A 12704-nucleotide genomic window follows, 5' to 3' on the forward strand; every position below is an offset into this window, starting at 1 on the left:
AGAATATCTCTCGTGCAGCGCAATTAACTTGGGGGCATCTTTGACAAGCCGGACATCGGTGGGCCTTAGCTGCGTGTGTCTAGACGAAGTTTCCTTGTGAATTATCGCCTACCTCATCTCGCCAGTCAGCAGCAAATCGAGGAATGGGCTATTACATATGCCACGAGAGCTAAGCTGCCGAACGTAGTTAGGAATCTCATTACTGCCATCGCTCCGGGCGTAACGGAGCTTACGATGGAGGGAGATGAGCATGTTGACTTTCCAGGATATGACGGCATTGTTACATCTCCGACCCAGACTCCCTTCGTACCCCTAGGGCGGAGTGTCTGGGAGTTTGGGACGGATGCCAACCCAAGGAAGAAAGCGAATGACGACTACGACAGTCGCATGAAAGATTCTTTTGGTGTCGATAGAAGTTCAACGACATTCGTGTTTGTTACGCCTCGCCGATGGCGTGATGGACACAAGTGGGCGCGGGAGAAGGCGGCTCTCGGTGAATGGAAGAACGTCGTTGTGCATACATCCGCGGACCTTCTTGCTGCGCTCGAGAACTCACCTCGTACTCACATTTGGTTTTCAGAACAGCTCGGTCTCCGCTCGAACGGTGTTAGCACATTGGAGCATTGGTGGAATCAATTCACGTCTGGCATGCATGGGCTACTTACCCCCGAGCTTCTCGTGGCTGGCCGTGCTGACCAAGCGGCTCAATTGCTGAGGCAATTTGTCGACGAAGATAGTGCGCATATTTGGATCAAAGCACCGTCGACAGACGACGTGTTGGCTTTCGTTACAGCCGTAATCAAGACAGCAGAACCTAGAATCCAGAAGGATTTGCTTGATCGAGCACTTGTGGTGTTCGAACCCGGCGCACTTATGGATCTCGGGCGAACGACCGGCTTACTCATATTGGTTCCCTTTGAAGAGTCCCTGATCAGGCATGCCGATCTGGTTACCGGTCATCATGTAGTGATGCATACTACGGATCCGGCGGCAGCCTCTGTACTCTTGCCAGGTGTCCCTATAAACGCTTCGGAATCGCTCCTCAAAACAGCCGGCATGGATTCGAATCGTGTATCCAGGCTGAGCTTGGCATTGAGTAAAAGTGTGCCTCTGTATAAGCAGCTTGTTACTGGGACTGTCAGTGTCGTAACAGCAGGGACCATCGAAGGAGCGGCTAACTCTGTCGTTGCTCGGCGCGCTTGGCTTCTGGGGTCATGGAACCTCGAGCGTCCGGGTGATGTGGCAATGCTTGAAAAGATGACACGCCTGAGTGTCGATGTTATCGAAGCTGAGCTCAGTAAGTGGGTAGACGTTGCTGCTCCTGTTTTCACAAGGGTTCGCGGCGCTTGGAAGGTATTGGAGCCAAAGAGCAGCTTTCCGAGCTTCGCCTCTCGAATTACGCTTGATGATCTTCGCGCTTGGGAGCTTGCGGTCCAAGAAGTATTGGGAGCCGTCGATCCAAAGCTTGATCTACCGCCTAAGGATCGGTGGCGGGCAAATTTGGATGGAAAGGTTCGAAGTCATTCGACAGACTTAAGGAAAGGCATTGCACGAACGGCCGCTTTGCTAAGTGCACTAGGAGATAAGACTGACCGTCAGGCTGGTAATCAGTCTCTTAAGGGATGGGCGGAGCTTGTTTCACGGGCAATATTGGAGCGAGCCAACCAGGACACGACTGGAAAGCTATGGGAGTCATTGGTAGACGTTGTCGGTCTTCTGGCTGAGGCTGCCCCAGACATTTTCATGGAAGAACTGGACGTTGCCGTGAGGCACGGTGGTGCTCTGGATGGAAAACTCTTTGGTGATACGAGCAACGACTTTATGTCACCCACAAGCCCACATGTCTACTTCCTGTGGGCCCTCGAAGCGCTTGCTTGGTCGCCGGCGTACTTCGGGGCTGCCTCGGCTCTATTGATGCGCTTGGCTGAGATGGATCCGGGCGGCAAATTATCGAATCGACCGGTCGGCTCGCTGGTGAATATTTTCCTTCCTTGGCATCCTCAGACAGGTGCCACATTAAAATCCCGAAACGCTGTTCTCACGAGGGTCACAAAGTCCCCCACGCAGGAGTCATGGGAACTCTTGTCGGCTCTTCTCCCGGAAGCCCACTCCACGGCATTCGATGGTAGCGGTCCGGAATTTCATGATTGGAAAGAGCTACATGCTGACACCAAAGTCACGATGGCCAACTACTTTGAGGCTGTGGCTTGCGTTGTTCACTTGGTGTTAGACCATGCGCGCCTAGATAGTTCACGACTTGTAGACCTCGTAGATAAACTGGATGACCTGACGCCTGACTTGCGCGCACAAGTGATTGGTGTTTTTGAAGAATCGAAGTCGCTTGGCCTGACTCACGAAACTTCGGAATCGATCTGGAAGTCGCTGACTTCGCTGATTCGCCGGCACCGACAATTTAAGGATGCTGAGTGGTCGCTTGATGAGACTGCTCTTCAGGAGCTTGATTCTCTTGCGGAGATGTTCAAGCCTGCCGATCAGGCAGAGAGAGTTGAGTGGCTTTTCGATCACACACCGGATCTCGGCTACGTTGACCTCAGGGACGACTACAACAAATACAACGCCGAAGTGCTTAAAAAGCAGATCGACGCCGTTGAAAGCGTCTATCGCCAGGCAGGTACTCCCGGGCTGATTGAACTTGCGAAGAAGGTCGTCATGCCTTGGGCTGTGGGACATGCGGCTGCATCTTCTCCGGAGATCAACCTTGACCTAAACGAACTTGCTCGACTACTTGCTGCTGACGAGGCTTCGTTGATGGAGTTCGCGCGCTCCGCTCTACGGAAGAGGTTTGTGGACGGTACAGATGGGCTACTGAGGCTAGCCTCCGGCCAGGACGAACCACTCGTGAAGGCCCGAATTCTTCGTTTGATCGAGGACCTGCCAAAGGCATGGAAAGCGGCAGCCAGCGCGGGGCACGATGTGGATGAGCTGTACTGGTCCGAGTTTGAGATTTTCGGTCGAGGAGATTTCGCCCTGGTAAATGAAACCGCCGCCAAGCTGAGTGAATACGGTCGAATCGCCGTGGCACTCGATCTCATGGCTATCTACTCGCACAATGGGAAAGCGGCTTTAGACTCAAAGTTGATAGCGGTTCTGCTGAACCAACTCACACAAGTCAAAGACCCAGACCTGCATGGGCTTTCGCAATATGATATCGCTGCGCTGCTCGACTATGTGCGAGCGGCCAACGAAATTTCCACTGAAGAACTCGGTCTTCTGGAGTGGCGGTTACTTCCTGCTCTCGGTGATGGCGCCAATATCCTCGCCCTTCAATCGCTTCTTGCGTCATCACCAGAATTCTTCGTACAGATCATCTCTCATCTCTACCGCAGGAAAGATGGCAAGGAGGAGGAGAAGAGTTCGGATGCTGTCGTGCATAACGCGTGGGAGTTGCTGCATCGATGGAAGGTTATTCCTGGATCAGATCCAGAGTCGGGAGAGATCGATGAGCAAGCGCTCATCGAGTGGGTTGACTCTGCTCGCAAGCTGCTAAGCGAGGTCGACCGGCTCGACGTTGGAGAATCTCACATCGGACAAGTACTCGCACATGCTAAGACGAGTGAAGACGCGTGGCCGCCACTTCCCGTTCGAAACTTCCTAGACGGTAATAGTACTGATGTCATTAATCGCAATTTCATTGCCGGCATACGCAACAAGCGAGGCGTAACCTCACGAGGAATGACTGAAGGCGGGGACCAAGAGCGCGCACTAGCAGCAAAATATGATGATTTTGCGACCCAGATTAGCGATGAATGGCCGAAGACAGCCCGCCTAATGCGCCGCGTGGCCGATGGCTATCGGCACGAGGCCCAGCAGAATGACGAAGAAGCTCAGCGTGTCCAAGAGGGTTTCGACTTGTAGGGTTTGTTTTGCGATAAGCGTTAAACGGTCGGGTTTTCAGGTTCACAAATTCGCATCGAGGAATTAATAAGATATAAGCTCAATAATTGTTCCAATAATGACAATTATCTGAGGTGTTGCACACTTTTTAATAAAGGCTATTTGGGGGATGCTTTGAAGATTTCGCATGTGCGTGTACAGAATTTCCGGTCTCTAAAAGATGTTTCAATTGATTTTGAAAACGTAACAACCTTTATTGGGCCAAATGGGGTGGGAAAGTCCACTGTACTGAGAGCCTTGGATTGGTTCTTTAATGGCTCAAGGAATGGCGATCTGTGTGATGACGATTGTACTAACGGCGACTCAAGCCAGACTATCCGAGTTGAAGTTCAATTTACTGGCCTAACCGCTGAGGATCGAGCTGAGCTTGGCGCATATGTTCCGCCGAATTCGGACACCTTTGTAGCCTGGAAGTCGCGAACTCCTGAAGGGTCCGAGTACCTCTCGGCAAATGCCAAGGGGTATGAGCTGTTCACGCACATCAAGGCGGCAGGATTGTCTGCTAATGATAAAAAGGAGTTGTACAAGGCGCTTCGAACTCACCAGCCTGAACTTGGGCTGCCGACTGCTTCGTCGGCTGGAGCTGTTGATGTCGCGCTTCGGGAATGGGAGTCTGCAAACGTAGACAAGCTGACTGAGCTCCCCGAGACTCTACAAACAAACTTCTTTGGCTTTAACAGCACGGGCAAAATGAGCGGTCTATTCGACTTCGTATTGATCACGGCAGATCTTCGCGCTTCAGAGGAGTCATCGGACATCAAGACAAGTATTATCGGGCGGATTCTAGAGCGTACGGTCGATCGAAATTCGGCCGATGAGCAGATCGCCGACATCGTTGAGCAGAGTCGATTAGCCCAGCAGAAAGTCTATAAGAAGAGTTTTCGGGAGCCGCTTGAGCAGATGACGGAGCGACTAAACTCGGTGGTCTCCACCTATAGTCCAGGTCGGACGCTGAAAGTTATGCCTGCAGAAGTCGAACTTAAGGCTCCGCGTACAACATTCACCGTATCGATTCTTGACGGGACACTTGAGACATCAGTCGAGCGACAGGGGCATGGATTTCAGCGCACGCTTTTGATCTCCTCGTTGCAGATGCTTGCTGAACACGGATCTGCATCTGCGAACGGCGTAATTTGTCTCGCTATCGAGGAGCCAGAACTTTATCAGCACCCGGTTCAGGCTCAAGCGTTCGCCAAAGTACTACGAGATCTTGCGGAGGATGCCGCGAAGAACATTCAAGTAACATACGCCACTCATAGCCCCGTCTTTATTGAGGCTCAGAGGTTCTCCCAAGTGCGCCGTCTGACGCGCAACTCAGGCGACAACGGTGTTGTCAGTGTTCATACTTCAAGTCTTGAAACAGTCAAGACTTTGCTCGCCGGCATTGTTAAACCTGCCACTGTCGACAACCAGCTTGACGGTACTATTTCGGCGAGGCTTCCACTTGCTATGTTTGCCAATGCAGTCATCCTTGTCGAGGGAACCACTGAGGTTGCGGTCTTTGAAGGTATCGCTGACCGAACCGTAGTCGGCAACCTGGCTGTATGGGGTGTGGCTGTCGTAGAGGTGGGAGGCAAGACTAGTATTCCACTGGCGCATGCGATCCTTACAAGTCTTGGCATACCTGTTTATGCGATCTTTGACGGGGATGCCGGGTTTGAAACTCGTGCGATTGCTAACGGCAAGGATGCCACAAAGATTCAGGAAGAGCGGCAGGGCCATGTTTCGGCGAATAGGAACCTTCTGAAGTATTTTGAACTTCCTGAAGTGGACTTTCCAGCACAACAGGTTACAGATGGCGTTGCGATCTTAGACGATCACCTCGAGGCTCTTTTCGCAGCTGAATGGCCAGAGTGGGAGACAGCATGCCGCATGCTGGAGTTAGAGACGGGTGTTGTGCTTCGCAAGAATCAGGTCGGTTACCGATCGGCAACTATCCGGGCCACCAGCACTCCACCAGAGATCCTGACAAAGGTCATTGACCAAGGGCTAATTCTGGGCGGCAAGATCTAGTTTGCGACGAGGATTGCAGATGGACGATCGCATCCTCACGCCCCTCTCAACCAACCGTGACCGCACCGCGTGACCGGTGACGCCCATCCCCTTGCCGATCGTCGCCAGGGAATCGCCCTGCTGGTAGAGCCTGATCGCTTCGGTGATCTGTTGCTCGTTTAGTCCAACCCGGCGCGGTGCGGCGCCATGTCGACGTACGTTCTTACTCAAACTGCCACGATGGACCGTCGCTAGCTCCGCAACTGGCACACCACCCATAGGCCGCTTCCATCTCGGCCCTTGCTCGGCCTTCCGCTGAATGAAGCGGCGGGGGATAGGGTGAAGGTGTCTCTTTAAAAGATAGGGCAGCGTGGAGCCTTCCTATTAAGGAATGAAATTTGACCGATTTGGCTACTTTGCTTCGAATAGTCTTGTAAGACGCCCACCAGATTGACTTGATTCGAACCACCTACATAGGTCGTCACCCGCATGTGCAAGTAACTTGTTGTGCCCAGATTAAGGGGTGGCGCTATCAGGCAGAGGTCCCAGAAGGCGACCAGCCTATGTCGGGCTTCCAACGGCTAGTTACCGGGAGGCTTGATCGGGTGCCCACGCCAGGCACTCTGTCGCGTGAATGTAGTACATCGATGGCCAAGGAGCGCCGGGCTTTACCTGATCCGGATCTGGCGAGATCAAAAGGACCGATCCCGGCCAAATGGGTTCCGGCAATGCTTCGATCCAGGCAGCCTGAACGTGCTCGAAGCGGTTCCATCTGATGGTGATCCACGAGCCGGTCGGCTCAAGAGCATCGACACTGAGCACAGTGATTTCAGTTGTTGTACCTTGGGTCCGCTTCGCGTCGTGGAAGTGCCGCCATTTCTCCTCAGCAGCAAGCATCCAGGCACGGCGTCTGCGCACGCGAACCAACCAGGTTGCGCCGCAAGCAACGGCCGCCAAGAGTACGACGAATGCTCCAAGCATCAACACACCGCTGTTACCTGAACTCGTAGTGGTGCCGAATGCGAGATAACCAACCAAACTCAAGAGCCCCGTGCTGGTAAGAGCCAGTCCAGGTGTCGCCACTTTAGGTCTAAGTACAGGGTTCGAGTTCATCAGTTTCCTTCTCGCCCTCAGTTTAGAGCTGCCAACCGACATTGATAAGGCTGGCTTCCAGTGCAGCCGACGCCTCATCCCATGTGTCCGGCTGCCACTGAGAGGGGGAGGAGATCGCGATTCGGTCGAGTAAGCCCTGGATGTTGACTCGTTGCGATTGCTGTTCCCATTCGTATTCCGAGGGTTTAGGTCCGAGAGGAAGAGGCGAACCGTCAATGCCCCACCTGTCCCTGAAAATTGCGACACGCTCGATAGCGCAGGCTACTTCGTCTGATTCAACGTCTGGCCCCAGGGTCTCCAGGAGGTTCCGTTTCCATTCAGGCTCCTGCATTAGTGCTTGGAAGCAGACGTGGTCCGACCTGTTCTGCATCCGCTCCTTTACCTGATTCATCATGCTGGCCAGATCAGGGCGATCAGTTTGGAAGGGCTCAGCCAGGGTGCCCGGCTCATTCACAGGCATCCGAGACACCCAGCTGCGGAGCCGCGAGTGAAGGATAGCCACTGGATCTCGCGCCGCGTCTGTGTTGGCAAGGACATCTTGGACCATGCGTTGGGCGCTGGGAAGGCTGATGATTGCGACTCTGCGCCATGCTGCGACAGCTGCACCCCACGATGGAGATTGCTGAAACACGTCGTCTCTTCCCATGGAGTGCGCCTTGAGGAATCTGGTCAGGTCTTCGGCAGCGGCTACCTGAGCCAGGTAGTCATACTCTGCGCTGAGGCGTTCGAGGCTGTCGGCCTTGGAAAGTTCAGCATCGCGGACCTCATGGGCGGTTCGTTCCGACCCCTCAGCGGCAAGGACCTCGCCCAGGATCTCCCTCCACGAGAATCGCATGGAGGGGTCCATAGGCTCGTGCTCTAGCGGATCGTTCTCGCTGACGTACGCGTAGTTACCCACTCGGCCACGAGTCATGCTCACGTACAGAAGTTCACGCGTGAGCCGACCGGGCGTCACCACAGTATGCCCTCTATCCACCGTGATTCCCTGCGAGCGGTGAGCCGTCGTCGCATATCCCAGCTCAACTGAAGACTCAACATACGTTCTATTAAGGGTTATGGTGGCGCCGGTATCCCGGCGGACTGCTGAAAGGGATCCGTCGCGCCTGCCGACGCGGACGACGTCGAGCATGGTTCCGTTACGGATGTAGGCGCCGTCGCCATCCACGATGGAGCGGTCATTGCGGCGAGCAATGATGATGTCACCGGGGCCGGCATACAGACCGTCGCTGAGGGCGAGCCTGTGTTCCGCATCAACGGCGCCTTGGATCACGCGGTCTGCCTGAGCACGTTCATTGAGCATGCCCACGGTGTCATTGTCGGGGCCAATCAGAATGGACGTCTTTCCCTCGAGAACGTCGGTGTGCCAATTCCGATACGCCTGGTCGACCATGTCGAGGTAGGAACCGTGCCGAATGCGCTGATTCTGGTCGTACTCGGTGATGGAGGCGAAGTCGCCGGCACGTAGTTTCAGGGAGCTACGCTGTTCCCAAGTCTGTTCGAACCGCCAGATGGTGCTTAGTCTGGCGGCTTTTCCTTGCCGATCGAGCCAACCAAGGATCCCACCGGCATCGATGGAATCCAGCTGGCAAGGGTCTCCCACGAGTAGGACCTTCGCCCCAGCGTCACGGGCCTGATTCACGAGTGCAGACAGCTGAAGCGTAGACACCATGGAAGCTTCGTCGACGACGACGAGCTGTTTGGGATGGAACTGCCACCTATCCTGCTCGGCCGCGAGCTTGATGAGCCTTTGCGTGAGCCGGGTGGCTCGCGAACTATCTCCAGTCACCGAGCGGGTGAGGCGCTGCTCCGCGTCGAAGAACTGGACCGCGCGGTTACCGGCTCCTTGGCCGACTGATTCATAGAGCCATTTCGCCACGTTCTCGGTGTCCATCTCCAGCTCGCGGCTCAGAACCTCGGCGCTCGCGGCTGCCGGCGCCAGGCCGATGACGCTGCCGGCCCCGAATTCTGCTTGCCACGCCGTCTTGATGGCACCAAGCGTTGTTGACTTACCGGTGCCAGCCGGTCCGACGACGGCGTCGAGTCGGTTACCACTCAGCAAGACTTGGGCAGCAGCCGCTCGCTGGTCGTTGTGCAACTCGAGCTGGCCGCGATGTCTATAGCTGGCGAGTGAATCCATGGCCACGACGTCGCGTACGGCTGGCCCGCCGTCGTCGTTCCTGGCCGCCATGATCGCGTCCTCGCTGGCGAGCGTCGCCGCGTCGGTGTAGAGACGGGCGCCATGGAAGTCGAAGACGCTCTGGTTTGCATAGTGGAGATCGGGCTGAGCATCAGCGGGCACACTGTAGCGGTACTCATTCAACGAGACGGATTGGCTTTCGGCTGCGGTAGCTACCGCGTCCATCATTGCGTTCCGATCCTCCGGTGCATGACAGCGGATTTCGGCGCAGACCCGTTCGGCTTCGGCCAGAAGGTTCCATCGGTTCCAGGTGGAGCGCTTTGCGGCCACGCGCTCGCGGGTGAGGGAAGCGACGGCGTCGATCCAGCTCGCCGCGAAATCGCAGGCACTGAACGGTGTAGCTCGCGAACGTCGGATGGTGGCTGTGAGGACCAGGTCCGGCTCAAAACCCTTTGTCGCTGCGCGAGCCCTCCACTGTGCGGAGAGTTCATGGAGCGGCGTGATCGCTTCCGCCTTCGGAGTCCGCGTCGAGAGCGTTGCCTGTTGCCGGAGCTTGACGATTGTTGTTGGGCTAGGGCGCGTTCCGCGCTCCTTGACCCATTCGGCCACGAGACGATCGGTTTCGACGTCGATGAGTCGGGAACGGTTGGAGAACTCACGGATCAGTGCGTCGTCGATACCGGTGAGCTGCTGGCTGGGATTGTGCGTGTTCACTGCGGGTTTTCGGATGTCTGTGGCAGTTCCGAGCTTTCGCTGAAGGGCGTCGTAGAGCAGGCCGTTGTAGTGCTCGCTGGCAGCCACCGCGGCTTTGTACAGGGTCCGCGAATCCAGCGTCACCCAAGCGCCGTCAGTGATCCGTTGGACGCGGTTGGCCATGACCAAATGAGTGTGAAGTTGTGGATCACCCACGCGCGACTCCCAGTGGTCAAAGGCTGCAGCGATGGCGCCACGGGTACCGAGATGGGCAACCCCATTCCGGCCGGCGCGGGTGTGAACGGCAAGGTCTTCTAGCCATTTCAGCGTTGCCTCTACGGCTTCATGGTGGGTCTGAAGGATGTGATCTTGAACGGCGCGAGGGCTGATTGCCCAAAGGACGGAAACTGATTTGGGGACGCTGAAGGTTAGATCGAAGCCTGCAACGGCATGGCGGGTGGTTGCTTGGCATTGGCCCTTTTGGACTACGGTGGGGTGGCCATGTGGCCGGCCGAGAGCATCACCGGTGTCTGGGTGTGCGGTGTGTTCGAAGATCGCTTGGGCATCAGTCTCCGTGACGACGTCGCCAATTGCCCGGTTGATGCCGTCCAATCCGCTGCCGGCCCAGCGACCCTGCGGAGTTCCGGACTTCATGTAATACGTTGTGGCATCCGGGGGAGCGATTGTCAGGTCGTCCATCATGGTGGTCTTGAAAAGATACTTCAGGCCTGACTGAGCCGAGAGCCTGGCGATGGACATGGTCATAGTCGTCGCACTCCGGCTGGCCGTTTAGACGGTATCCACCCGCGACTGCGGAGAATGTCCCTCGTCTTTGGGTCTAATGGGAGGCCTTTTGCTTGGGCCATGGCGACAAGCCTGGCAGCGACGTGCGCCAGATCCTGCACGTTGATTCGCTGGGCCCTTTTTAGGCGAGCAACTTCCCCTTGGAGGAGGCTTATGCGTGCCTGTTGCTCGGAGTTCTCGGCCTCAAGGCGGTCGACGTCGCCCGACTGGGACCGCAGGTTTGTCTGGAGTGCGTCGATGGTCTCCAGATTGGTCTTGATAGTCGCATCGAAGCGTTGTCTCGTCGCAGGGCGTTCGAGAGCGCGTTCAGGAGTGCTCGCCACTTTTTCGGGGGAGGGGGAGTTGGCAGCGGAGGCTGATCCGCCGTCGTCGCGCGCTTTCTTGTTCTGTTGTCGCCGCCGGCGGTCCCTCTGCCTGTTCGCACAGCGTGTGGAACAGAACTGCTGTGTTTTACGAGACGGTTCGAAACCCACTCGGCACTCCCCGCAAATCTTCCTGCTCATGTTCGTTCATCAGCATGAAGGGAAACATCTACATGACATGCCGTGAGCTAGTCCTCACGGCGAAGACCTTGGATGCCAGAGGTGTGAAGGACTGGGGGAGACTGGCACGGAGGGAAGGACGCTGGCCTGAGGGCCCGGTAGCGCAGCATGCCGTTGGGAGGCCTTCGGAGGGAGTGCCGCGCAGGTTTCGAGAGGCGTGTATCAAGAGTAAAAAAGAACCGTCGACTGCGAGTCGACGGTTCTCTAGGGACTGGTACTTAAATGCCCTTCTAGCTACGAAGCTTCAAGGCCCCTCGGCCGGTAGGCGGTTTGTCTATCGGTATTCCAAGGGGCGATCATTCCCTGGCCAATCATTTGGTCGCTGAGTCGGGCTAGGCGGTAGTTGGGGTCAGCTTCGATGGCGAGTTGGAGGAACTGGTGGGCTTTGCTGCCTCGGCCTTCCCACCAATTGATGTAGCCGATGGCGGTGAGGACCGGGGCGGCGTGTTGGTTGTTGGTTTGGGTGTAAGCGTGGAGAAGGAGTTGTTGGGCCCATTCGATGCGGGACCATTGCGGTTTGGCGGTGGTTTGGGCGAGGAGCACCTGGTCTATCGGTTCGTCGATGCCGGGGATATCTGCCATGAGTTGATCGCGGATGCCGGAGAACTGAAGATTCGCGATGAGGCTGACAGTTTGATCGTCGCTTGGGTAGGTTTTGGAATTCAGCATGTCGGACCAGAGAGTTCGGGCTTGGTCGATCGCGTCGTGGTGGGGCAGGTGGCGGATGGCTTCCATGCGCTGCTGAACCGCGTTGGCCTTGGATGCTTCCTGGGTTGGTGCTGGCAAGGTGATGCGGCCTGTGGGGTGGATGGTGCTGCCGCGGTAGACGTATTCGGCGTTGATCTGGCTGGACTGGGTGGTGCTGAGCGGGATGTCGGCGTAGTTCTCGGGGCTGTCGTCGTAGCGGGTGAAGGTGTCCTTTCCGACGAGCAGCCCGTCCCGGATGGGGAGTCCGCGTGCTGCCAGTTCGCCGGTCAGGGCGGCGATGATTGCGGCGCGCGGTTTGTCCTGGCCGGGTTCCCAGGGGGTGGAGGTGTAGAGGGCGAAGAGGACACCGGTGGCGCTTGAGTCGTGGCTGAGGTAGTCGGCGACGGTGCGGGCATAGGTGCGTTCGGCGCCGTTGTGCCGGGGTAGGTCTACGCGGAGGGTGGCGCCGATGTGGTTGGTGTCCAGAGTGAGACAGACCAGGCTTTCCTGGGGCCAGAAGCCGAGGGTGTGTCCGATGAAGCTGAGGAGGTCTGCGGGGGATTTGATGGTGAGCGTTTCCATGATTCCGTTTCCTTGATCGCCTTGCCGGTGCTTGATCCGGCCATTGGATGGAGGCGTCGTTCTGATAACGGAGTCACTGCTGGGATCAGGGTCCGGAGTGCAACTTGGGGAACCGGCGGAGCCAGGAAATTTCGTAAGGAGATAAGCGACGGAGGAGCGCCGAACGAAATTTTGTGGGGCGGTCGGCGCTTGGCGCCCTGGTTGCGCGGAGGGCCCGCCCAGCGATGATCGAGTATCAG

General features: G+C 56.6%; 6 protein-coding genes. 2 read left to right on the forward strand and 4 right to left on the reverse strand.

The genetic code is table 11. From position 1 onward, the window contains the following. Positions 1 to 387: 387 nt before the first annotated feature. Both MU551_RS16045 and MU551_RS16050 read left to right on the forward strand, forming a co-directional pair. Positions 388 to 3876, forward strand: coding sequence for a hypothetical protein (locus MU551_RS16045; protein ID WP_247046271.1), 3489 nt, complete (start codon positions 388 to 390; stop codon positions 3874 to 3876). A gap of 141 nt (positions 3877 to 4017) precedes the next feature. Continuing rightward, the gene (locus MU551_RS16050; RefSeq protein WP_247046272.1) at positions 4018 to 5928 is read left to right on the forward strand and encodes an ATP-dependent nuclease; all 1911 of its coding nucleotides are present in this window, start codon (positions 4018 to 4020) and stop codon (positions 5926 to 5928) included. Here MU551_RS16050 and MU551_RS16055 read toward each other — a convergent pair. The 4 genes from MU551_RS16055 to MU551_RS16070 all read right to left on the reverse strand — a co-directional run bounded on the left by MU551_RS16055 (position 5905) and on the right by MU551_RS16070 (position 12465). Further along, positions 5905 to 6138 carry a hypothetical protein gene (locus MU551_RS16055; RefSeq protein ID WP_247046273.1) on the reverse strand — a complete coding sequence of 78 codons (234 nt, stop codon included), beginning with the start codon at positions 6136 to 6138 and terminating at the stop codon, positions 5905 to 5907. The genes MU551_RS16050 and MU551_RS16055 overlap by 24 nt on opposite strands. 354 nt (positions 6139 to 6492) lie before the next feature. Then, on the reverse strand, positions 6493 to 7020 hold the full coding sequence (locus tag MU551_RS16060) for a hypothetical protein (protein WP_247046274.1): 528 nt from the start codon (positions 7018 to 7020) through the stop codon (positions 6493 to 6495). A 22-nt stretch (positions 7021 to 7042) separates the two neighbouring features. Further along, on the reverse strand, positions 7043 to 10615 hold the full coding sequence (gene mobF, locus MU551_RS16065; protein ID WP_247046275.1) for a MobF family relaxase: 3573 nt from the start codon (positions 10613 to 10615) through the stop codon (positions 7043 to 7045). Between the two features lie 815 nt (positions 10616 to 11430). Beyond that, positions 11431 to 12465 (reverse strand): DUF4192 family protein, encoded by a 1035-nt coding sequence (locus tag MU551_RS16070; RefSeq protein ID WP_247046277.1) that lies wholly within the window; start codon positions 12463 to 12465, stop codon positions 11431 to 11433. Positions 12466 to 12704: the final 239 nt, after the last annotated feature.

It is taken from the genome of Arthrobacter rhizosphaerae, from assembly GCF_023062595.1.
In the GTDB taxonomy this organism is placed as follows: Bacteria; Actinomycetota; Actinomycetes; order Actinomycetales; family Micrococcaceae; genus Arthrobacter; species Arthrobacter rhizosphaerae.